We start from the raw sequence: 23140 nt of genomic DNA, 5'->3' as shown, positions 1-23140 counted from the left end.
CCGTTTTTTCGCGAAAGGGGGAATCGCCCTTGTTGATCCATCATGACATCCTGCTCTTTCTGGCCCAGCGGATGACGATCGTCATCACCATCTCCTTCTTGCTTTCCCGTCACCCGGCCATCCGCCGCTTTTTCGCCAACCGGACGACGACCCGCGAAGATGTGTACCGTCTGATCGTCATCTTTGGCGGCCTCTCCATCATCGGCACCTATGCGGCCATCCCCATCGACGGCGCTCTGGCCAACTCGCGTGTCATCGGTCCTGTGCTGGCGGGTTTGCTGGGCGGACCGCTGGCCGGTTTTGGCGCCGGCCTGATCGGCGGCGTTCACCGCTTCGCCATGGGCGGCTTCACCGCCCTGGCCTGCGCCATTTCAACCATCACCGAAGGTGTTCTAGCCGGTCTGATCCGCCGCTACCACCCCCAGGCCTTAAACGGCATGGGCGCACTGATCACCGGTCTGATGGCGGAAACGCTGCAAATGCTGATCATCCTGGCTGTCGCCCGGCCCTTTGAAGACGCCGTACTGCTGGTGAGCCATATCGCCTTGCCCATGATCACCGTCAACGCCGTCGGCATCGCCGTCTCGGTCATGCTGATCCAGGACATCCGCTCCCAGGAGGAGCAGGCTGGCGCGCTGGAGGCGCAAAAATCGCTGCGCATCGCCAACATCACCCTGCCCCTGCTCCGCCGCGGCCTCAACGAATCGTCCGCCCTGGCTGTCGCCAAGGTCGTCAAGGACATGACCGACCTGGACGCTGTCGCCTTGACCGACCGGGAGAAGATCCTGGCCCATGTCGGTCTTGGCGCTGACCATCACCTGGCCGGACAGCCCATACTAACCCGAGCGACCGAAGAGGCCCTGGAAACAGGCGGCCCTGTTATCGCCTCGTCCAAGGATGAGATCCAGTGCGCTCATCCGGACTGCCTCCTCCATGCGGCCGTCATCGTCCCCCTGTTGAGCAAGGACAAGCCTGTGGGTACCCTTAAGCTCTACCGGACAAAACAAGTTGGCATCGTCGATGAAGAACTGGCGAAAGGCCTTGCCCACCTTTTTTCCACTCAACTCGAGATCGCCGAACTGGAACGTCAGGCCCGACTGGCGGCGACGGCGGAGATCCGCGCTCTTCAGGCCCAGATCAACCCGCACTTTCTCTTCAACGCCCTCAACACAGTGGCCTCCTATGTGCGCACCCACCCGGAAACGGCGCGCAACCTCCTGATCCAACTGGGCGATTTTTTCCGCAAAAACCTGCGCGAACCCTCCCAGTTCGTTTCGCTGCGTGAAGAACTGGCCCACATCGAATCTTATCTCGCCCTCGAACAAGCCCGTTTCGAAGACCGCTTGCAGGTCATCCACGATATCGACCCGGCTGCCCTGACCTGTCCTATCCCCCCCTTGCTGCTGCAGCCGCTGGTCGAAAACGCCTTGCGCCATGGCCTGCTCCCGCTGCGCGACGGCGGCTCCGTCACCATCCGGGCACATCGTCACGCGGAGGGTCATGTGGACATCTCCGTCGAAGACGACGGTGTCGGCATGGCGCCGGAAAAGCTGGACCAACTGCTTACCCGCCACAGTCCTTCAGCCTGCGGCGCTTCCGGAGGGATCGGCTTGCGCAACGTCCATGAACGCCTGCGCAGCATCTACGGTCCCGACTACGGCTTGCGCATCGAGTCAAAGCCTGGCCTGGGCACCATCTGCGCCCTGCGCATCCCGGATAAAGACATCGCCCTGTTAATGGCCAGCTAGGCCGTTGAGGAGGGAAACACCATGCTCATCCGCACCTTTATCGTCGATGATGAAGCCCCTTCCCGCCGGGAACTGCGTTTTTTATTGGAAAAACTCGCCGACTGCCGCATCGTCGGCGAGGCCAGCGGCGGTGAGGAAGCCTTGGAGATCCTGTCAGACCTCCCGGTGGATGTGCTCTTTCTCGACATCCAGATGCACGACCTCGATGGTCTCTCGGTGGCCCATAAGCTCCTAGAGAAAAACCGCCTGCCCCTCGTCGTCTTCGCTACCGCTTTTGACGCCTACGCCCTCAAAGCCTTCGAGGTCCATGCCCTCGATTACATCCTCAAACCCTTTGACCCCGAACGCCTGGAGGCGACATGGCAGCGCGTCCGCGAGCGGTTGGCGCAGCAAACCGGTTTAGAGGAGCACCTGGCTGAACTGAAAGCGATGTTGCTCAGCCGGGAGCCGGTGACCGCCCTTCGGACCCCTCCGAGCAAGTCGCATGACAAAGAGAGTAGTCGGTCGCGGCGGGAGTCACCAGACGATCCCGATGGAAAAGGGTTGCAAGAACCTCCCGGCGGGCCTTCGCCCGCGTGGCCGGAAGATGCCCTTTCCGCCGCAGAATCTCGCGCCAACGGTTCCCAAAGCGGCCACCGCGCCTTTGACCGCATCGCCGCAAACAAGGAGGGAAAACTGCTCCTCGTCGATGTGTCCCACATTCACTATGCCACCGTAGAGGGCCGCAAAGCCCTGATCAAGGTCGACGGCGAACTGCTGGAACTGAACCTGACCTTGCAGGAACTGGAGGACCGCCTTGACCCGAACCGCTTCTGCCGGACCCACCGGGCTTTCCTCGTCAACCTGTCGGCGATCCGGGAGATCGTTCCCTGGTTCAATGGCGCCTACAACCTGATCCTCCACGACAAGAGCGAGGTTCCCGTCAGCCGCCACTACGCCCGGCAGCTCAAAGACCTACTGGGACTCTAGTCCTGTCATTCATGCAAAAAAGCCTGCATCTGATGCGCGCTTTTTTGCTTTTCATGCAGCTTTTCTAGCTATTTGTGATTGCGTTCACTAAAATCATAAGTAACCGGTCTTTATACTATCCAATCTGCCTGAAAAAGGAGGAAGGTCTCATGAACGCGCTCACCCTCATCATTGCCACGGCCTGTATCCTCGTGATCGGCTACCGCTTCTATGGCGGCTTCGTAGCCTCCAAGGTGCTGGCCCTCGATCCGGCTCGCCAAACGCCGGCCCACGAACTCAACAACGGTTCCGACTTCGTGCCCATGAACAAGTGGGTCGCCTTCGGCCACCACTTCGCCGCTATCGCCGCTGCCGGCCCCCTCGTCGGCCCGATCCTGGCGGCTCAGTTCGGCTACCTGCCAGGCGTCATCTGGTTGCTCATCGGCGGTGTCCTCGGCGGCGCCGTCCACGACATGGTTGTCCTCTTCGCCTCAGTCCGTCACAAAGGCAGCTCCCTCTCTGAAATCGCCAAAGAAGAGATCGGTCCCATCGCCGGTTTTGCCGTCGGCCTGGCCATCCTCTTCACCATCACCATCACCATGGCCGGCCTCTCCCTCGTCGTCGTCCATGCCTTGAAGGGCAACCCTTGGGGCACCTTCACCGTCGGCATGACCATCCCCATCGCCATGATTGTCGGCTTGATGATCAAAGCCCGTCCAGATAAGCTCCGCGAAGCGACCATCCTCGGCATGGCCCTGATCATCGCCGCCGTCGCCTTCGGTCCCTACATCAAGGGCACCTGGATCGGCAACCTCTTCACCCTCTCGGAAACGGGCGTCAAACTGGCCCTGCCCATCTACGCTTTCTTCGCCGCTGCCCTGCCCGTCTGGTTCCTCCTGGCCCCTCGGGATTACCTCTCCTCCTACATGAAGATCGGCACCATCGGCGCTCTCGCCGTGGGCATCATCTTCGTCAACCCCGAACTGCACATGCCGGCCATCACCCAGTTTGTCAACGGCGGCGGCCCCATCATCAAAGGCCCCGTCTGGCCCTTCGTCTCCATCACCATCGCCTGCGGCGCCATCTCCGGCTTCCACGCCATGGTCGGCTCCGGCACGACACCCAAGATGATCGACAACGAACGGGACATTCAACTGGTCGGTTTCGGCGGCATGCTGATGGAGACCTTCGTCGGTATGATGGCCCTCATCGCCGCCTGTGTGCTCATGCCTGGCGATTACTTCGCCATCAACTCCGCCCCGGCCGTCTTCGCCAAACTGAACATGCCTGTCGTCAACCTGCCTGAACTGTCTCAGTTGGTCGGCATGGACCTGGCCGGCCGGACTGGCGGCGCCGTCTCCCTGGCCGTCGGCATGGCCTACATCTTCTCCGCCCTCCCCGGCATGAAAGGCCTCATGGCCTACTGGTACAACTTCGCCATCCTCTTTGAAGCTGTCTTTATCCTCACGGCTATCGACGCCGGCACCCGTGTCGCCCGCTACATCGTCCAGGACTTCTTCGGCCAGGTCATCCCGAAACTGCGGGACAACGACTGGACGCCAGGTGTTGTCGGCTCCTCCATCCTGGTCTGCTTCCTCTGGGGTTACCTGCTCTATGGCGGCGACATCGCCACCGTCTGGCCCCTCTTCGGTGTCTCCAACCAGCTCCTCGCCTCGCTGGCCCTGGCCATCGGCACCAGCCTGATCCTCCGCCGGACCGGCAATGTGCTCTACGGCCTCGTGACGGCTGTCCCCATGGTTTACCTCTTCAGCTCCGTCATGACCGCCGGCTACTGGACTATCGTCAACCAGTACCTGCCGACCAATAACATGCTGAATACGGTTCTCTCCTCGATCATGATGGGCCTCTCGGTCATCGTCATGGGTGACGCCCTGATCAAGTGGTACACCATCATCAAGGAGCATCCGAAGGCGAAAGCGAAAGAAGCGACGAAGTCCTTCTAACGGTTTTTGCCTCTCGGGCCAAGCTGTAGACAAAGGCCGCTTACAGGCTGTACAACCTGTAAGCGGCTTCTTTATGTCACAACAACCGATAACCGATACCGGGTTCCGTGATCAGATGTTGCGGCTGTGATGGGTTCGTCTCAATCTTTTGCCGCAGTTGTCGGATGTAGACGCGAATATTCTTTCCAATTCATTTCACGGTGATGGTCTACGCCAACCAGGCGATAGATGAGTCTTTCCATTGGGCTAACAAGGACATCCAACCGAGTCGGCCCGCCATCATACATTCTCGCCATGTAGATGCCCAGCGGAACAGCCAAGGCGAGCAGAATCAAAAGAAAGAGGCCAAACTGCAAAATATCCATTTCTTTCACCTTAGATTCCCTCCGCATTCATCAGACAGTAACCCAGATAAATCAGTAAGACAACGGTGACAAACAGCCCCAGAGCCATATCGTTCATGGTCTTCCTCCTTCTCGCTAGAATGAACGCCCTTGCCGATGCATGTGATTACTATAGCCCCTTTGACGGTCAAAGGCGCGTCAAGAAATCTCATGAAGGCGTAACGAAAACATCAAGAAAAAGCAAGGGCCACCCTGTTGAGGGCAGCCCTTTTGTGGTCAATTATTGGGATTATCGTTTTATTACGAAATGGAACCATGGTGTGGATCTTCTGAACGGGTACTTAGATTTCCAGCCCAATATTGACCTCAATCTTCCCTAAAGACGTCTCCACCGGCACGGCGATGGTCTCGACGGAACTGATGATAAAGAAGATGTCCTTGCCGAAGATGATCGACGGCGGGGTGATGTCATAGGTCGCCGTCCCGCCGGAGAGCAGAGCCTGCACATTGGCGGTAAGGGCGTTGCCGGTGATCATGTTGGCCAGCTCGCCGATGGCGCTGCGGGCGATGCTGTCCAGTTCCTCGACAGGCATGCCGAACATCATGGCCGAGACGATCTTTTTCGCCGTCTCCGACGAGAGGGAAAAGGCCACGTTCCCCCGCAGGCTCCCGACTAAGCCGAGGACAGCCGTCACATCCATGTCCACATGCATGGTCTCTTTCCGTTCCGGGACGCCCCGGCGGATGTCCCTGGCGCCGAACTGGCCTAATACGTTGTCCAGGGCGTCCAAAAACGGGACGATATGCTTATCTTGCATGAGTCGCTCCTCCTATCGGCGCCCTAGGCCTTGCTGATGGCCACACTGGCCTTCAGTCTTCCATGCGCGGTTTTGCAGGTGACAGAAGTGGAGGCGATCTTGGGGATGGCGATGATCACATCGTTGCCGGCAAAGACGATGGGCGGCGCCAGGCGCAGGCTCAAGCCGTATTCGTTGTTCAGTTGGGTGATGGCGTTGCCGGAGATGATGTTGTTCATCTCTGAAACGGAGGCCAGCACCATATGATCCTTGACGGAAGCGTAATCGTCGCCGGCGATCGTCTTCGCCAGATGCAGGGCCAGTTCGCTGTCCAGGTCGAGCAAAAAGCGCCCTTTCACCTTGCCGGCGAAGGTGAGGATGGAGGTGACGCCGAGGGAGTGGATCTCGTCGCTGTCCGACGCAGGGCCGGATTCGATCTCCACGTCGATGTCTGCCATCTGCTGGAAGATGTTCACGACGGCTTCGGAAAAGGGTTTCGTCATGCGCTCATCCATGGTTTATCCCCCTTTTATACCACTTTGGCGATGGCGCTGATGATCTTGTAATCATCAAAGGGCTTTTGGAGAAAGATGTCGACGCCCAGTTCCTTCGCCTGGGTGACGATCTCCTCATCGCCCATGGCGCTGAGCATGATGATGCGCGCTTCGGGGCTCTCGGCCTTAATGGCTCTCACCGCTTCGATACCGTCCATGACCGGCATGGTGATGTCCATAAACACCAGATCGGGGGAAAGCTTCCGGTACAGTTCGACGCCTTCCTTGCCGTTCATGGCGTCGCCGGCGACTTCATAACCGTGCTTGACCAGGGTCTTGCGAAGCAGGTTGTGAATGAGCGGGGAATCGTCGACGAGAAGAATCTTTTTGGTCATAATGTTCCCTCCAAATATGCGATTTCCATGATGAGGTCGATGTCGCCGGTGAAGCACCGCAGACACCGGTCAACGGCCTTGTTCTTGTACAGGATATAACGGTTCTGCCCCACCAGGACAAAGGGCAGGGTGATCCGGTAGTGCTGATCCGTTCCCACCAGACAAGACTTTCCGCTCCCAGCGACGATGTTAACCAATTCGGCCACTCCGTCCGCCAGGTCGGCCTCCGACAGTTCCTCCGGCGCAAGACCGGTCATCTGGGAGACGGTGATCGTCGCCGCCTCGCGGCTTAAGCCAATGGCAACCATCGCCGTTCGCCGCCCGATGATCATCATGGCGCCGGTAAAATCACAGACAGGGCGGTCCCGAATCGGACAAGCCCTTTCTTCCACGGCCAGGCCCGCCATCGTGCGCAGCACCTCGGTGACAGCGCCAACCAGGGACTCGCGCAGGCTGTTTATAGCTCTCCCCTCCCCAAGCACTCCAGGATCTTCTTCAACAGCTCCTCCATGGTGAACGGTTTGACCAGGTAGTGGATGGCGCCGGCGCGGATGGCGCGGACGATGTTCTCCCGCTCCCCCTCGGTGGTCACCATCATGACGGGGATGTACTTGTAATGGGGATGATGCTTGATCGCCTGAAGAAAGTCCCAGCCGTTCATCCCCGGCATATTCCAATCCAACAAGATCAGGTCCACATCCGGATGCGCTTCCAGGATCGCCAGCGCTTCCGCCCCTTCTGTCGCCTCCAAGAGTTCGCCTTCGAGCACCTCGGCGGCGGCGCGGATGATCTTCCGGATGATGGCGGAGTCATCGACAGATAAGAATTTCATCATGGCTCCCTCTTGACGAGATAGTAAATCCCACCTTGATGTTCCTTGCGCAGAAAGTGCTCGCCATAGTCGGTGAAGATTTCGGAACCGCCGAGGAAGAGCACCCCGCCGGAGTTCAACTGCCCGGCCATCCGTCGGAAGACATCGCGCTTCAATGCATCAGAGAAGTAGATGGCCACGTAACGGCAAAAGATAACATCGAATCTCCCGATGGCCTGGTAGGGATCCTGCAGGTTGAAGCGTTCAAAGCGGACAGCCTTGCGCATCCTCTCCTCGATGGCCCAGACGCGTCCCTCTTTTTGAAAGTAACGGTCTTTATAGGCGGCTTCGAGGCCGCGCAGGATGGAGATGCTGTCGTACTTGCCGGAACGGGCCACCTGCAACACGGCAGGGGAGATGTCTGTGGCGATGATCTCGAACTGGTCCAGGGAGATGCCGGCGACTGCCTTGTCCTTGAGGTAGCGATCGATGCACATGGCGGTCGAGTACGGCTCCTGTCCGGTGGAAGAGGCGGCGCTCCAGAGGCGGACGCGCAGGCGTTTGCCTGCCCGCAGTTCCTCAACAAAGCGAGGCAGGAGCACCTCTTCGAGGATGCGCCAGGGTGTCCGGTCGCGAAACCACATGGTCTCATTCGTCGTGATCGCATCGATCACCTTTTCGGCCATCCGGCGATCTCGGCTCTTGTACAGAAAATGGTAAAAGTCTTCAAAGTCTCGGGCGCCCGATTCGGCGAGCAGCCTGCCTAAACGGCCTTCGATCAGATAGAACTTGTCGTCGTCGAGATGGATGCCGCATTCCCGCTCGATGTACTGCTGCATCAACCGAAAGCCTTTCAAATCTTGTAAAGCGCGCATGGGTTACAGTCCCCCCGAGACGATTCGAGTGATGCGAGCAGCGATGTCGGTGACATCGACCATCTCATCGGCCAGTCCCGCTTCGGCGACGCTGCGCGGCATGCCATAGACGACGCAAGTTTTCTCGCTCTGGGCCATGCAATAGCAGTTGCAATGTTTTTTCAATTCAGCAACGCCCCGCATCCCGTCGTTGCCCATTCCGGTCAGGATGATCGCCAGGATCCGCTGGCCGGCCCACTCCCGGGCCAGGGAAGAAAAGAGCACATCGGCGGCGGGACGCACGCCGTGGACAGGCGGTCCCTTATCCAGTCTCACCACCTTGTCCTTGCCCTGGACGGTGACGGACATGTGGACGCCACCGGGGGCGATCAGGATGCGGCCTGGCGCGATCGCCTCTCCCTCGCGGGCTTCTGTCACCGGGAGGGCGCATTTTCGACTCAGCGTCTGGGCCAGGATGCGCGTAAAGTCAGCGGGCATGTGCTGGACCACGAGGACCGGTTTGGAGAAATGAGCCGGCAGCGGGAAAAGAACTTTTTCCAGTGCCACCGGACCGCCGGTGGAGGAGGCGATGACCACCAGGTCGACGCCTGTGAGCCCCCGATTTTTTGGCGTTTTTACATTCTCCGGTTCATCCGGCGCAGCAGAGGTTTTACGTTGCACAGGGGATTGCGCGATGGGCTGCATCGAGGCTTGTGTAAGAGGCTGCCTCTTTCGAACTGGCGTCGCATCCCGCCCGGACATCAGTCTCCCCATGTGGATCTGGGTGAACAGGGCTTGCAACTGGGACTTGAGCCTCTCCATGCTTTTGTCGGCGTCGGCCTCGGCAGGCTTCAGGATAAAGTCGATGGCGCCGGCGCCGAGGGCCTTCATCGTCGTTGTCGCCGAATCGGCGCCGCCACCGCTGATCATGACCACCGGCAGGTGGGGATATTCCTTGTCGATCCGCGCCAGCGTAGCCAGTCCGTCCAGTTCCGGCATGTGCACATCGAGAAGAACCACATCAATCGGGTGTTGTTTCAGCCGTTCCAAAGCGAGCAGACCGTTGGAGGCGGTGCATTCGACAGCGGCCAGTCCGGTGCTTTCGACAGCGGCCGTGAGGATTTTCCGGTAGACCAGGGTGTCTTCTGCGATGAGAACCTTCAGCTTTTCCAAGAAACGCTCCTTTGCGATCAAATCTTAAATTGCTTGACAAGTGCTTCCATGGCACCGGACATCTCGGACAGTTCCTGGGCCGAACTGCTGGTCGCTTCGGCGCCCGACGCTGTCTCGCCGGAGGCCATGCTGATCTCCTGGATGCTCTGGGTGATCTCGTTGGCGCCTTTGGACACCTCGACGGCGGAACGAGCCACTTCGCCGACCTTTTCCGATGCGTTTTCCGTGTTATGGGCCACCTCGTTGGCGGCGCCAGCCAATTCCTGGGCCGAGCGGGCGATCTCCTGGACCCCCTTGGACGCCTCGTTGCCGCTGCGGGCGGCGTGCTGGGCATTGAGCGCCAGATCGCCGATCTCGCGGGTGATGGCATTGACCCGTTCGGCTGCCGCCACGATGGACTTGGAGATCTCACCGGTGATGGCCGACTGTTCCGTCACCGCCGAGGCGATCGTGTTGGTGATCTCCATGATTTCCCGGACGACCTGGGTGATGGCTTCCACCGCTTTGACGGCGCCGGACATGTTGTCCTGCATCGCCTCGATCTGCTGGCTGATCTCGTCGGTGGCTTCGGCCGTCTGCTTGGCCAGTTCCTTCACTTCATTGGCGACGACGGCAAAGCCCCGACCAGCCTCACCGGCGCCGGCGGCTTCGATAGCGGCGTTGAGGGCGAGCATGTTCGTCTGTTCAGCGATATCGTTGATCACATTGATGATCTTGCCGATCTGTTTCGATGAGTTGTTGAGCTTGCCGATGATCACGTTCGTCTCACGGGCTTTCTCGCCAGCGTCACCGGTGATGTCCTTTGATCGCTCGCAACTGCGGCTGACTTCTTGCAGGGAGATGTTGATCTCCTTGACGGCAGTGGCGACGGTGTTGACCGCGCTGGAAACGTCGGTGGCCGAATGGGAGACATTGTTGATCCCGCCGGAGATCTGATCGATAACGCCGCTGACCTGCTCGACGCTGGCCGAGATCTCCTCGGAGGCTGCCGCCAGGTTGCGGACGGTGCCAGACATTTCTTCGACGGCGGAAGCGATGACATTGATGTTCCGGCTGGCGTCGCTGGCGGCGTTGGCCGTCCCGTCGATACTCGTCGTGATCTGGGTGGTGGCGGCGCTGACGACGCTCGTCTTAGCGCTCATCTCTTCACTGGAGGCGGCCATCGTGGTGGCCGTGTTCAGCAGGCTATTGGAAGACTTGCTCAAGGACAGGGAATTCTGATAGATTTCTCCGATCATGGCCTGAAAACGGGCGACCAGATTATTAAAGGAATGGGTCAACTGACCGGTTTCATCTTTGGATGCAACATCGCCGCGCACCGTCAGATCGCCCTTTTCCACCTGCGCCATCAGCGCCTGTAGTTGCTGGATGGGACGGGTGATCGACCGGGAAATGAACAAACCGAGGATGATGGACAGGATGACGCCTGTCGCCGCCAGGACCAGCATGAGCGTCGTAGCGTCTTTACCCTCTTTTTCGTGCTCATCAGCCTTCGTTTTCGCCTGTTCGACTTTCAAATGGATGAGATTATCAATGAGGGTGTCCACTTCTTTGACCAGATCGGTCCCTTCTCCGTTGATCAGCGCAATCGCCTGAGCATCTTGTCCCGCCTCGGAAAAACGCATGATCCGTTCAGACACGGGCTGCCAACGATTGAGGGCGTCTTTGAGTTTTTTCGTATCGTCGACGATTTCTTTCGCTTTTACGCTAGATTCAAAGGACTTCAGTGACTCGTCAATCTCCCTGTTCAGCTCTTTGATCCGGTCTTCATAGCGCCGTTTTTCCTCGGGACTTTTTTCTAAAAGGTGGTTTCTCAGATTCACCCGCGTCCGCTGAAAGGAGATGGCCACATCGCCGATATCATGCAAGGGCTGCAGGTTCGTCGCAAACATCTCTTTATTGGCCTGAACCGTTTCATTCACCTCCAGATACCCTTGGATGCCGATGATCCCGGCGATGAAAGCGATCAAGAAAAAGCTGGCGAGCAGCTTCGTCCCGATTTTCAAGTTATGAAACCACTGCATTTCCTGCGTCCTCCCTACTTCCTCTTTGGCTCATTGTTCATAGACGACTTCCGCGTCGAGCACCATCAACAGCTCGCTTTGCAGCTTGACGACCTCCTTGACGAATCGGGTCAGGCGGACGTTCAAGTTGGCCGGCGGGCGTTCGGCCATTTCAGGCTCGATATCGACGACCGACCCGGGACGGTCGATGGGGAAACCGATCAGGTCAGGCATCTCAGGACGTGGTTTTAGGACGATACAGACGAAAGGGTCTTCTTTTTTAAGGTTCTCACCAAGTTGCAGCAGGCGGGCCAAATCGAGCAGTGTCACCACCTGGCCGCGCATATTGAAGAGTCCGACGATATGTAAGGGCGAGTCCGGGATCGGAGTGCACTCCACGTTGCGCTGGATTTCTTTGACTGTGTGGATATCTAAACCGAATAGCGCCCCGTCAAGGTAAAAGGTGAGCACTTTTCCGCTCATAGGGCCTCCCTTCTCCGAGCCAGGACTTTCTCCAGCGTTTCGAGCATCCTGTCTTTGTCGAGCTTCGTCTCGTAATCGTCAAACCCAGCCTCCTTGCCTTGGCGCTGGCTCCCCTCATCGGTCATGGAGGTGAGGGCGATCACCGGGAGGTGGGCCAGACGCTTGTCCCCCCGGATACGGCGCACCAGTTCAAATCCATCCATCACCGGCATCTGAATGTCGGAGACAACCACATCGACAGGCTCTTTTTCGAGGATTTTCAGCGCCTCTTTTCCGTTGCTTGCTGGCAACACTCGGTATCCAGCCCATTCTAAGTAACTTTTTTCCATTCGACTGAAAAATGGGGTGTCCTCTGCCAGCAGGACGGTCCGCTGTTGCCCGCTCTCGCGGCGGCGCTCGGCGACGGCGTAGTGCTCCGGCGAAGCCAGTTCAAAGAGTTCAAAGATGTTGACGACGAGGACGATCCGGTTTTGCAGGATTGTGGAGCCGATGATACCCTTGGCCTTGATGTTCTCCTGGTTGAAGCGGACCCGCGTCTGGACGATGTCGTAAATGCGGTGGATCAAAATGCCCATGGGGTAGCGCACTAGTTTCGGGATGAGGACATAGAGCTTTTCGGGCCGCGCCCCCCCGCTGTTGACAGGAAGGTGCTGCTCTGGCTGAATGACGCGGAGCGAATCGCCCCGGAACTGGATGAACTCCTTGTCGCCGATGCCTTCGATTTGGCGGGCCTGGATCGGCTCGATGCGGGCGATCAGGGAGAGATCTATGCTGAAGGTCTCTGGACCGGAGCATTGGAAGAGCAGCAGGTTTTGCACTTCGGCCATATCGGCCGCCGCCTGTTCTGCCTCATCCCGCTGCCGTTGTTCCTCCAGAAAGCGCAGGTTCGCCTTGGCGGCGATGCCGTCCGGATCGAGGATCATAGCCGTCTTTCCGTCGCCCAGGATGGTCACCCCTGAGTAACAGGCGCATTCGCCGAGGTGACGCGGAAGGGGCTTCACGAGGATCTCCTCGCCGTCATGGATCCGGTCGACGGCCAGGCCGTAGCGCTTGGCGCCGATCTTAAGCACGAGGACGCGCACGACCGAGTTCGCGTCGATGGCGTCGTGACGCAACCCTAGCACCTGTCCTAGGTGGATGACCGGCAGCAACCGCCCGCGCAATCGAAGCACCTGAGCGTCATGGAAGCGCTCGATCCTCCGGTTGGCATCGCCCGGTTTGATGCGGACCATCTCCTGCAGGTTCGTCTGGGGAAGGGCGAACTTCTGGCCGGCCACCTCGACGATCAACGAGGGGATGATGGCAAGGGTGAGGGGCAGGGTGAGCCGGAAGGTGGTGCCCCGCTCTGGCTGGGTGAAGATATCGATGCTGCCGCCGAGTTTCTCGATATTCGTCTTGACGACGTCCATGCCGACGCCGCGGCCGGACACATCGGTGATCTGCTCCGCCGTGGAGAAACCGGGCAGAAAGAGCAGGTTGAGCGTCTCTCGTTCCGCGAGTCCCTCGGCTTCATGGGGCTTCAGCAGCCCTTTTTCCAGCGCCTTGGCCTTGATCTTTTCGGACCGAATGCCGCCGCCGTCATCGGCGATGTCAATGTTGACACGACCGCCTTCATGGTACGCCTTGAGCAGGATCGTCCCTGTCTTCGGCTTGCCCAGGGCTTCCCGTTTCTCGGGCATCTCGATGCCGTGATCAGCAGCGTTGCGGATCAGGTGGGTGAGGGGGTCGGCGAGGGCCTCGATGATCGACTTGTCGAGTTCCACCTCGGTCCCTTCCATATGTAACTCCATATCCTTGCCGAGCTTTTTGGAGAGTTCCCGGATGATCCGGGGAAATTTATTAAATATTTTTGCCACTGGCTGCATACGGGTCTGCATGATCTTTTCCTGCAGTTCCGTCGTAATGTTGTCGATGTTCTGCAGGATGCCGCCAAGGCCGGCGATCTGCTTGCGGTGGCTCTCCAAACAGCGCAGGAGTTGATTGCGGCCCAGGACCATCTCGCTGGCCAGGTTGAGCAGGTCGTTGAGCAGGGATACATGAACGCGCACCGTATCATCGGCGATGGCCGCCGCCTTCTTGGCGGCCTCGACGCCATCTTCAGCGGGAGCGCCGCTTTGAACAATCTTCTCCCCTTCGGCCGGCAATCTTAGGCTATCCGCTGGGTTATGTACGGCTGATTCCTGGACAGATTCCACGTGTGCCGTCACATCCAGTGACTGTATAGAGGTGTCTTCTGTCGCCGGCAATCCTTCCCGGAGGATCTGTGCCAGGTCTTCCGGCTTGGTGTTCACATCCAGTTCCTCAATATGTTCTTCCGGGATATCGAGGGCAAGGGCGATCAGCTTTTTTTCCAGAACCGTCGTGAAGAGGAAGACAAAGTTAAGTCCAGCCTCAAGAAAATCATCAAGGCCGCCTACATCACTGATGTCTGTATAGGAATCGATGATCTGCCCGATCGAAGATATCTTCCGAAAAAACACAACCGGCGAGACGCTGGCGCTGACGTTTTCGACGAGATTGAGCCGGATCTTGTACAGTCGGTGCCCATGTTTGAGGGCGTCTGAGATAACGCTTTTTTCCTTTTCTTTCAGGGCTACCTCGTTCTGTTTGGCGTCGGTGACGATGATCGATGGTGCTGGTTCGGTGTGGGGGTGCTCCTTCGCCTTTAGAAAAGCATCCAGCGCCTGCACATGGGGAGTGATGTCAAGAGAATCGCTGTTTTCCACATCGGCGACCATGCCCTTCAAGCAGTCGTTGGACGCTAACAGGGCGTCGATCATGTCGCTGTCGATATTCAGCTTGCCGTTGCGTGCCTCGCCGAGCAGATTTTCCATGACATGGGTAATCTCGACGATATTGCGGAGAGCAAAAAAACCTGCCGTCCCCTTAATGCTGTGAACGGCCCGGAAGATGCCATGGATGGTATCCCGTTCCTGCCGGTCCTCGCCGAGCAGGAGCAGGCCATTTTCCACCGTCTCCAGATGGGATGCGGCTTCCTCGACAAACTCCCTAATAAATTCGAGATTCTGCAACTGCCGACCACCCCTTACCCGGACGCTGTCATATCAAAGATCTTGTCCAGTTTCATCAGCCGGAACAAGCCCAGGATGTCCTCATTCAAGCCGGAGAGTTTGAAGGTTTTGCCGTTGCTGCAAGTCGATTTATAAAGACCGATGATAAAAGAAATGCCCGTGGAGTCGATATACTGCACCCGGGTCAAATCGATGACAAGATGATTGTATTCCTCATGCTGGGCCACACGCTGTTTGGCCTCATCGACGATCTCTTTCGCCCGGTTGGCGGTGAGATCAGCGTCCACCAGCAGGATCATCCGGTCGCCCTCTTTTTGAAATCGCATCAGACTGATCCCCCCCTTTTCCTTCTGGAATGGCTCTATTCCTGACGAAGGACACCCTGTTGCGGCCGGTCCAGGTTGGCCCAATCCAGGCGGGCCTCCACATGGTTCCCAGTGACGGTAATGGAAAAACCCATCAACCCGATGATCTCCAGGCCGCGGTTTCTTTCCCGCATCAGGTCTTGCAGCACATCAACATCAACGGCGTTTTCCAGACAGAACCCCTTTCCCTCATCCCAGACATCCAGGCTGACCTGCTCTTCTGTGATCGAAAGCCGGCACTTGACTTGTTTGGCAGGGTTCATTTTATTTCCATGTTCTACAGCGTTGTTGAGCAGTTCCCGCAGGGCAAAGTCAACGGCAAAGATCTGTTTGCCGCCGATGTGCGGCCCCTTCTCCCGGATATCTGTCATCACCGCTTTGATCGACTGATCGACCGCTTCAAAGGTCGATTCTATAGTGAAGAGAAATTCCAATCCGGGTTCGCCCCCTTCGACCGTGGGCTTGCGGCCGAAGCCTTATTCACACAGTCTGTTGTCCCATTTCCATTATAGCCAGTGCAAAAGTCAGGCACAATGACCGCCGGCCCCTTATACAGCCGAAAGAAGAAACTTTGTTGCAGAAAAAACGAAGGAGAAGGGGTGTAGACCCCTCCTCCGCTAATGATATCGTTTTAATCCCCAAGCCAGCAAGCCCAAGGCGATAAGCGCCAGCGCCAACCGGCTGGCGTTTTCTACCGGATTCCACATGTCGTGGCCGACGACGGTCTCCAAGAGGATCGTAGGGATCTTGCCGAGGGCCGTTCCCAAGATAAAGGGAACAAATCCGACGGAACTGACGGCAGCCGCCAAGTTGATGGCGCCCGAAGGTACAAAAGGAGCCAGGCGGACGAGAAAAATGCTGCCGAAGCCATGCCTCGCCGTCCACTCGTCCCATTGGGAAAACCGCTTGTTTTTCGCCAGCCAGCGGGCGACAGGGCCGCGGCCGAAGTAGCGGAACAGCACAAAAGCTATCGCCGATCCGGCGATCTCACCGGTCCAGCCAATGAACAGACCGGGAATCCATCCGAAAACGATGACGAGGGCACCCAGCAGGAATACGGCCGGGATGACGCCGATCAAGGTTTGCAAGGTCATGATCAAAAATCCGGCGACCCAGGCAAACCAGCCGTAGGAACGGAGGACCGCCGTCAGTTCATCCATATCGGTCAAGGTCACCAGGTCGATGATCCGCCGCCCTGGCTCGGTGCCGAATAACAGCGCGCCTAGCGCGATTAGCGCCAGGAGAGCGGCGCCCTTGGGCCCGATCGATCGAAGATTCATCGTTCCGGCACCGTCAAAAACTTGATCTGCGGGTTTTGCTCGACAGCCCAGCGGACGGACCACTCGTTGCGGAAGAGAGCCACCGGCCGCTCCTTGCCGTCACGGATCACCATGCCGCTGTCCAGGCCCTTGACCGGTTTGCCGGGATCGTAGCCTTCCAGCCAGCGAGCGACGCTGAAGGGCAGGTGTTGCATGAGGATGTCGACGCCATACTCCTGTTTGAGCCGGTATTCGAGGACCTCCATCTGCAGCACGCCGACAGCGCCGACGACGAAGGACTCGACGCCGATTTCCGGCTGGCGAAAGACCTGAACGGCGCCCTCCTGGGTCAGTTGGGTCATGCCTTTGACAAACTGCTTGCGCTTCATCGTGTCTTTCGGCTGCACCCGGGCGAAATGCTCCGGAGGGAAGACGGGAAAATCCTCAAACTGGAAGTTTTTGCCTTCTGCACAGAGGGTGTCGCCAATGCCGAAGACGCCCGGATCGAAGAGCCCGATCACATCGCCGGGGTAGGCCTCCTCGATGATCACCCGCTCCTGGGCCATGAACTGCTGAGGCTGGGCCAGCTTGACGGTCTTGCCGGAAGGCACGTGTTTGACGCTCATCCCGCGGGCGAACTTGCCCGAGCAGATGCGGATGAAGGCGATGCGGTCCCGGTGGGTCGGATTCATGTTGGCCTGGATCTTGAACACGAAAGCGGTGAAGCCCTCATCGTCAGGCGCGACCAATCCGTCGATGGAGCGCCGAGCCAGCGGCGGCGGCGCCAGTTGCAAAAACTCCTCCAGGAACGGACGGACGCCGAAGTTAGTCAAGGCGCTGCCGAAGAACATGGGCGTCAGTTCGCCCTGGAGCACCTTGTCGATATCGAATTCGTCGCCGGCCATGTCGAGCAGTTCGATGTCCTCGATCAACTGGTTATGGGCGTCAGCGCCGAGCAGTTCGGCAAAGGCCGGGTCTTCGGCGCTGCCGATGGTGGAGGGCATCACCCACTGCCCGTGGGCGCCGCCGCTCTCAAAAAGCTCGATCTGGGCGAGACGGCGGTTGTAGACGCCTTTGTAGTTGCCGTCTACGCCGACGGGCCAGTTCATGGGGTAAGCGCGGATGCCCAGCACGTTCTCGATCTCTTCCATTAACTCGAAAGGGCTCTTTCCGTGCCGGTCCAGCTTATTGACGAAGGTGAAGATGGGGATCCCCCGCTGCCGGCAGACATGGAAGAGCTTTTTCGTCTGGTCCTCGACGCCCTTAGCCACGTCGATGACCATGACGGCGCTGTCGGTGGCCATCAGGGTGCGGTAGGTGTCTTCACTGAAGTCCTGGTGACCGGGGGTGTCCAGGATGTTGACACGGTAGCCGTCATAATCAAACTGCAGGACGCTCGAAGTCACCGAGATGCCCCGTTGTTTCTCAATCTCCATCCAGTCCGAGACTGCGTGCTTCGCCGCTTTGCGGGCCTTGACAGTGCCGGCCAGGCGGATGGCGCCGCCGTAGAGGAGCAGCTTCTCCGTCAAGGTGGTCTTCCCTGCGTCCGGGTGGGAGATGATGGCGAAGGTGCGGCGCCGCTGGACTTCTGATTGCAGTTCCGTCGCCGTCGTGGACATGTATTCCATTCCTCCAAAATATCAATGCTTCGTTAGATCCAGTCAAAAGGAGGGGCGAGCCCCAGAATTGCATAGTGTCACATTGTAATAGTATACCTTCTCAGGGCGCAAAGGGAAAGCCCACTATATTCAGAAAAACGGCAAAGTAAAAAGCGGCCGTCGCTCAGGACGCCGCTGGTTCCCTTTGACTTATACCGATGATCGGGAGCAAGATGGTAAAGGTCGTCCCCCGCCCCCATTGGCTCGATAGGGTGATCTCTCCGCCATGGGATTCCACAATCGCCTTGACGATGGTGAGGCCGAGACCTGTTCCTGCCGTGTTGCGGGTAACCTCGTTCTCGGCCCGGTAAAAGCGTTCGAAGAGATGGTTTATTTCTGATTCGGAAAGGCCGATCCCGCTGTCGCGCACATCAATCCGGATATGCTCTCCCTGCTGGCTGGCATAGACCCCGCAGCTTCCAACGGGAGTGTACTTGATCGCATTGGAAAGCAGATTGCTGATCGCCTGACCGAGACGGAGTTCGTCGCCATAAAGGGGCGGCAATCCCGGGACGATCTCGCATTGAAAGTGGAGCCCCTTTTTGGCGGCAAGGATGGCGTAGTTGTCGGCGATGGGGGTGATCAGCGCCTCCACGTCCAACTTCTGGAAGCGATGGCCTGGAGGACTCGCTTGTAGCTTTTCCAGGTCAAGGATGTTGCTCACGAGTTGGTGAAGGCGGGTAAGATTCGACTTGGCCTGCTTGAGGTAATGGCGCCGTTCGTCCATGGAAACACCCGGTTCCAACGCCAAATCGATAAAGCCGTCAATGCAGGCCAAGGGGGTGCGAATCTCATGGGTGGCGGCGGAAAAATACTCGCTCCGCAGGCGATGAAACTCGATCTCCTTGGTCACATCGCGGAAGATGAACAGCCAGCCGAGGACCACGCCCTCCACTTCAACGGGGTTGACATAGAGGTCGACGCCGCGTCGGGGCTCAGACAGCACCAAGATGCGCCAGGGACCCAGCGATTCAATGGCTTCCCGCTTCAACTCGTTCTGCAAGATACCGCTTAGCTTCTCCGGCTCGTCCAGTTTGCCCTGAATGGCGCGGAAAAAGAGTTCGCTGTCGTCAAAATGAAGCAACTCCTCGTCGATGCCGAACATCTCGCCGAAGGATGCGTTGCAGACCCATTCGCCATGTTTGCGCGTATAGAAGGCGATCCCGTCCTTGGTGGCGTTCATCAGGGCCACCATTCGCGCCCGATGCTCAGAGCGCCGGCGGGACAACTCTTCAAAAGGAGTTTTTACCTGTGTAATAAAGATGGCTTGATAAAAAAAGCCGTAACTGAGGACCTTCAGGATATGGTTGGTGAGGTCAAAAGCGGTGGAGGATGCGGCGTGAATGAAGAACGCTGCTGATGACATGGCGGCAAGGCCTAGACCGATGGCAATCCGTTTTCCTTGATCACTCTTTTGTTCTCTTCCCTGCTGCCAATAGAAAAAGGCGGCGACCAGGTCCAGCGCGAAAGTCATTGCCGTGGCGGTGTTACGAATCCTTGCCAAATCCTCTTCGTTCAGTCGTTCTGGCTCGGATAGAAAGAAGGTGAAGAAAGCAATCGCGACAACGCAAAAGAGCGCGATGGCCGATAAAAACCAGAAAAGACTTCCCCGCTGTGAAACCCTTTTCAGCGGAGAGATGATCAAGGCGGTCAGCAAGGCTCCGGCCAACATCAGGCGACTGCTGCATCCGAACAGCACGTAGAGATCGGCGCTCGTCAAAGAGGAAGTCAACATGGCCGGATAGGTCACCAGGTGAAGGGTATCGAACATGCCGATTACCCAGAAGCAAATACCGATGTATACCAGCCTGGCTGTCGCCTTTTCCCGCGTATGCCAGATGGTGGAGAAGATAAACAGGGAAACGACGACACCGGCGCCCTCGACGATGATATGCAGCGGCAATAAGAAATCATCGTTCCATGGCGCTTTGACTCCCGGGGGAACTAGGACGCTAGCGATGAGCAACAAAAAGACGGCGCCGATGACGATAGGGATGCCTGTCGCCAACCCTGCCGCCGGTGACATACCCTGGGGATCTGTCCTGGTCGTTTCCAAGTTGCTGCCCCCTGTCTCTCTGTAACACAATCAAGCGAACCACGGAATCCTATTTCTATCCATAAGAGGCAATTCCCTTCCATCGCCCCATTTATTTTGCTAACGCAGCAAAGAGACAATCCACGGCTGGTACAGGTAGTGCAGAAACAGAAAGAGGACGAGCCCCACGATGCCCCCCACCAGGGAGCCGTTGATCCGGATCCACTGCAGGTCATTGCCGGCCTTGTCTTCGATAAACCGGTTCAAATCGTCGTTTGTGAAGGAATCGAGGACGTTGCGCACGATGGCGCCAATTAATGAATGCTCTTTTTCGATGATCTGGAAGAGCGCCTCTTTGAGCCGTTCCTCCAGCTGCTCCCGCAGCAGCGGATCGTCGACCAGGCGTCGGACTATCGATTCCACCGAGCCTTGCAGCGGTGCAACAGGCCCCTTTTCCTCCTCGATGGTGCAGTTATTGGCGCTTGATGGGCCGAAGGCGACCGAGGGGCCAGCCTGCGCAGTAGGCCACAAGGAACGCAACCAGTCCTCAATCGGCAGCTCATCGATGATCCGCTCTTTCCAGGACTCGATCGTCTCGACCATTTCGGTCCGTTCGGCAAGACCTGTTGTCTTTTCCAGCAGGATCTCCTTCAACCGCACCCGCAAGGGATGCTGGGGATCTTTCATCTCCGCCAGGCTCTCCAGCAGCCTCCGGTGCAGCGACTCGGCGGCTTGTGACGGGTTATAGCTATTGGTGAGCAGTGCCGTCGTCAACACGAGGGCACTGAGCAACCCTTCAGACTGCCGCTTTTCCGCCCCCCGGAGGAAACGGTAGATCCGATCGCGCGTCTCCGGCCGCGCAGCCGTCTGGTGCATCTCGTCGATCAAGAGGGCGATCCATCGCTCCTCCTCTCCTTCTCGCAACGCCCGCTGTCCCCGCTGGCCCAACTGGGCCGAAAGGTCGATGCGCCGGAGCTTATCCTTCACCGGCCGCTCGATATAGCGGGCCAGCGTTTTCGGCTGCAGGTGGCTCAAAGCCTCCTGGCTGATATGGCCGATGAAATCGGTGAAGTACTGTTTCCCCTCCTGCCGGTCCAGCCAATCGATAATCCCGTCGGTCAGGCGAACATGGGCCAGTTTCGCCTTAACCACCTCTATGCCGAGGAGATTCTCTTCCACCACCTTGACGATGGCGTCGATCGTCTTTTCCCGGTTGCGCGGGATCAATTCCGTATGCCAGGGAAAACCGAGGGGGCGTCGAAAGAGGGCCGTGATGGCGAACCAGTCGGCGATGCCGCCGACGAGAGCCGCTTCGGCCACAAAAAAGCCCATCTTCGCCCAGAACCACTGCGGATAGAACCACCGCAGCCAGGCAAAGAGGAGAAAAGCCAGCGCCGCGCCGGCCAGGACGATATCCGCCTTCTTCCACTTCATACCGTCACCTCATGGCAGCCAGAGGGTCGTCAGGTGCAGGACGACGCCAGCCAAACCGCCCACAACCGCCCCGTTGATCCGGATCATCTGCAGGTCGTTGCCTGCCTTCGATTCAATCAGTTCTACCAGTTGTTCATCGCTGATCGACTGCAAGTTCTCCTGAACCAGTTTGCCGATCTCCTCATGGCGCTCGTCGATCCAGCGGAAGAGGTGGACCTTGAGCATCCCGTCGAGAGCCTGACGCCGTTCCCGATCCTGGCGCAGTTCCGTCAACAACCGCTCCAAACGGCTGCGCAAGAGTTTCAACCACCGTGGGGGTTCATCACCGGAACGGCCCCTCTGATCCTCCAGCAATTCCGTCAACAGGGGCCCCAGTTCCAGGCGCTGCAAGAAAGTCGCTTTCCATGCCTCCACCTGGCGCTGCCGTTCCCCATCGGCGCGCAGTTCATCGACCCAGCGGCGGATCTGCCCTTCCAGGCGCAACCGCTGCGGGTCGCCGGGTCTGCGAAACCCCTCCAAAAAATCTACGGCGCTGTCGATCAGTTGGGTCTCCGGCGTCTTGCCGGCCAAACCGATGACGAGGTCGTCAAAAAAGCGGCGGCGGCGCATCCCCGATTCGTAGGCGCTTCTCGTCTCCCGAACGAGGCGCGCCAGTTCCCCCTTGACCAAGGGGTGACGGACTAGGCTTACCAATTCCCCTACGGCCATGTCAATGACCCGTCCCGCCTGACCGCTGTCGAGGGCCCACTCGATGCTGTCTGCCAGCACCGGTGACAAGGGCAAGCCAGCGAGCAAGGAAGCGGCGACGTCCTCCAGAACATCCTTCACCTTCGGCTCCTTGAGGAGCGTCGACATCCCCGCCAAGGCCTCACTCAAGGGTTGTTCTCCCTTCCTCCCGTCGCCGAGGAGATGGGTGAAGATGGGCTCCGTCAGGTCATAGCGGTTCAATTGCCCTTTCAGCGTTTCCCGGGATAGCAATTCCTCTTTGACCATGGTCACGAGAGCCTCGAAAATCCGCTCACGGTTGCGGGGGATGATGGCCGTCCGCCAGGGAATGCCTAGGGGGCGGCGAAAAAGGGCCGTCACGGCGAACCAGTCGGCTAAGCCGCCGATCAGGGCGGCGCTGCAGCCGCTGGCGATCACCCCGCCCAGCAATGAATCTTGAAAAGGAGTGCTGACCAGAAAGCCGATTAGGGCGATGACGAGGACTAGGGTCGCTCTATGGCGGTTATTCATCGATCCATCCATCCATTTCCCGTAGGCGTTGCAGGAGCAACCATCTCATAAAAAGTATAAACGCTTTTTCTACATCCTTGTACGCTAAAATCCGTCGTTTCGAAAAG

Annotated in this window: 23 protein-coding genes; 3 read left to right on the top strand and 20 right to left on the bottom strand. The window is 58.3% G+C overall.

Annotated features, from left to right (window positions below; translation table 11 throughout):
• Positions 1-29: 29 nt before the first annotated feature.
• The 3 genes from AC0CW1_RS14945 to AC0CW1_RS14935 all read left to right on the top strand — a co-directional run bounded on the left by AC0CW1_RS14945 (position 30) and on the right by AC0CW1_RS14935 (position 4660).
• On the top strand, positions 30-1748 hold the full coding sequence (locus AC0CW1_RS14945; protein WP_488183795.1) for a LytS/YhcK type 5TM receptor domain-containing protein: 1719 nt from the start codon (positions 30-32) through the stop codon (positions 1746-1748).
• 21 nt (positions 1749-1769) lie between these two features.
• Positions 1770-2717 (top strand): LytR/AlgR family response regulator transcription factor, encoded by a 948-nt coding sequence (locus tag AC0CW1_RS14940; protein WP_488183794.1) that lies wholly within the window; start codon positions 1770-1772, stop codon positions 2715-2717.
• A gap of 149 nt (positions 2718-2866) precedes the next feature.
• Entirely contained in the window at positions 2867-4660 is a 1794-nt protein-coding gene (locus AC0CW1_RS14935; RefSeq protein WP_488183793.1) for a carbon starvation CstA family protein, read from the top strand.
• Between the two features lie 76 nt (positions 4661-4736).
• Here the strand turns inward: AC0CW1_RS14935 and AC0CW1_RS14930 are convergent, their stop codons facing one another.
• The 20 genes from AC0CW1_RS14930 to AC0CW1_RS14835 all read right to left on the bottom strand — a co-directional run bounded on the left by AC0CW1_RS14930 (position 4737) and on the right by AC0CW1_RS14835 (position 23033).
• Positions 4737-4805, bottom strand: a complete 69-nt coding sequence (locus tag AC0CW1_RS14930; RefSeq protein ID WP_488184176.1) for a hypothetical protein — start codon at positions 4803-4805, stop codon at positions 4737-4739.
• The gene (locus AC0CW1_RS14925; protein WP_488184175.1) at positions 4801-5025 is read right to left on the bottom strand and encodes a potassium-transporting ATPase subunit KdpA; all 225 of its coding nucleotides are present in this window, start codon (positions 5023-5025) and stop codon (positions 4801-4803) included. Before AC0CW1_RS14925 ends, AC0CW1_RS14930 begins: the two co-directional genes overlap by 5 nt.
• A gap of 10 nt (positions 5026-5035) precedes the next feature.
• The gene (locus AC0CW1_RS14920) at positions 5036-5113 is read right to left on the bottom strand and encodes a potassium-transporting ATPase subunit F (RefSeq protein WP_488184174.1); all 78 of its coding nucleotides are present in this window, start codon (positions 5111-5113) and stop codon (positions 5036-5038) included.
• A gap of 232 nt (positions 5114-5345) precedes the next feature.
• Positions 5346-5822, bottom strand: coding sequence for a chemotaxis protein CheX (locus tag AC0CW1_RS14915; RefSeq protein ID WP_488183792.1), 477 nt, complete (start codon positions 5820-5822; stop codon positions 5346-5348).
• Between the two features lie 23 nt (positions 5823-5845).
• Positions 5846-6316, bottom strand: a complete 471-nt coding sequence (locus AC0CW1_RS14910; protein WP_488183791.1) for a chemotaxis protein CheX — start codon at positions 6314-6316, stop codon at positions 5846-5848.
• A gap of 14 nt (positions 6317-6330) precedes the next feature.
• Positions 6331-6690: a response regulator gene (locus AC0CW1_RS14905; protein WP_488183790.1), complete on the bottom strand. Its 360-nt coding sequence runs from the start codon at positions 6688-6690 to the stop codon at positions 6331-6333.
• Positions 6687-7172 carry a chemotaxis protein CheX gene (locus AC0CW1_RS14900; RefSeq protein ID WP_488183789.1) on the bottom strand — a complete coding sequence of 162 codons (486 nt, stop codon included), beginning with the start codon at positions 7170-7172 and terminating at the stop codon, positions 6687-6689. The genes AC0CW1_RS14905 and AC0CW1_RS14900 overlap by 4 nt, the downstream gene beginning before the upstream one ends.
• Positions 7148-7522 (bottom strand): response regulator, encoded by a 375-nt coding sequence (locus AC0CW1_RS14895; RefSeq protein ID WP_488183788.1) that lies wholly within the window; start codon positions 7520-7522, stop codon positions 7148-7150. Before AC0CW1_RS14895 ends, AC0CW1_RS14900 begins: the two co-directional genes overlap by 25 nt.
• On the bottom strand, positions 7522-8376 hold the full coding sequence (locus AC0CW1_RS14890; protein WP_488183787.1) for a CheR family methyltransferase: 855 nt from the start codon (positions 8374-8376) through the stop codon (positions 7522-7524). Before AC0CW1_RS14890 ends, AC0CW1_RS14895 begins: the two co-directional genes overlap by 1 nt.
• A 3-nt stretch (positions 8377-8379) precedes the next feature.
• Positions 8380-9528, bottom strand: coding sequence for a chemotaxis-specific protein-glutamate methyltransferase CheB (gene cheB / locus AC0CW1_RS14885; protein ID WP_488183786.1), 1149 nt, complete (start codon positions 9526-9528; stop codon positions 8380-8382).
• A 17-nt stretch (positions 9529-9545) separates the two neighbouring features.
• Positions 9546-11552, bottom strand: a complete 2007-nt coding sequence (locus AC0CW1_RS14880) for a methyl-accepting chemotaxis protein (protein WP_488183785.1) — start codon at positions 11550-11552, stop codon at positions 9546-9548.
• Positions 11553-11582: 30 nt separating this feature from the next.
• Positions 11583-12014, bottom strand: a complete 432-nt coding sequence (locus AC0CW1_RS14875; protein ID WP_488183784.1) for a chemotaxis protein CheW — start codon at positions 12012-12014, stop codon at positions 11583-11585.
• Positions 12011-15046: a hybrid sensor histidine kinase/response regulator gene (locus AC0CW1_RS14870; protein WP_488183783.1), complete on the bottom strand. Its 3036-nt coding sequence runs from the start codon at positions 15044-15046 to the stop codon at positions 12011-12013. The genes AC0CW1_RS14875 and AC0CW1_RS14870 overlap by 4 nt, the downstream gene beginning before the upstream one ends.
• 14 nt (positions 15047-15060) lie before the next feature.
• Positions 15061-15372 carry an STAS domain-containing protein gene (locus AC0CW1_RS14865; protein ID WP_488183782.1) on the bottom strand — a complete coding sequence of 104 codons (312 nt, stop codon included), beginning with the start codon at positions 15370-15372 and terminating at the stop codon, positions 15061-15063.
• A 35-nt stretch (positions 15373-15407) separates the two neighbouring features.
• Positions 15408-15845 carry an ATP-binding protein gene (locus tag AC0CW1_RS14860; RefSeq protein ID WP_488183781.1) on the bottom strand — a complete coding sequence of 146 codons (438 nt, stop codon included), beginning with the start codon at positions 15843-15845 and terminating at the stop codon, positions 15408-15410.
• Between the two features lie 183 nt (positions 15846-16028).
• Entirely contained in the window at positions 16029-16691 is a 663-nt protein-coding gene (locus tag AC0CW1_RS14855; protein ID WP_488183780.1) for a TVP38/TMEM64 family protein, read from the bottom strand.
• Entirely contained in the window at positions 16688-18289 is a 1602-nt protein-coding gene (locus AC0CW1_RS14850) for a peptide chain release factor 3 (RefSeq protein WP_488184173.1), read from the bottom strand. The genes AC0CW1_RS14855 and AC0CW1_RS14850 overlap by 4 nt, the downstream gene beginning before the upstream one ends.
• A gap of 163 nt (positions 18290-18452) precedes the next feature.
• Positions 18453-20384, bottom strand: coding sequence for an MASE3 domain-containing protein (locus AC0CW1_RS14845; protein ID WP_488183779.1), 1932 nt, complete (start codon positions 20382-20384; stop codon positions 18453-18455).
• 99 nt (positions 20385-20483) lie between these two features.
• Positions 20484-21797, bottom strand: a complete 1314-nt coding sequence (locus tag AC0CW1_RS14840) for a DUF445 domain-containing protein (protein ID WP_488183778.1) — start codon at positions 21795-21797, stop codon at positions 20484-20486.
• Between the two features lie 9 nt (positions 21798-21806).
• Complete coding sequence (locus tag AC0CW1_RS14835; RefSeq protein WP_488183777.1) at positions 21807-23033, bottom strand: DUF445 domain-containing protein; 1227 nt, start codon at positions 23031-23033, stop codon at positions 21807-21809.
• Positions 23034-23140: the final 107 nt, after the last annotated feature.

The sequence above is a fragment of the Heliomicrobium sulfidophilum genome, from assembly GCF_057715735.1.
Note: the sequence above shows the minus strand (reverse complement) of the source record. Positions and strands in the feature narration are given on the sequence as shown.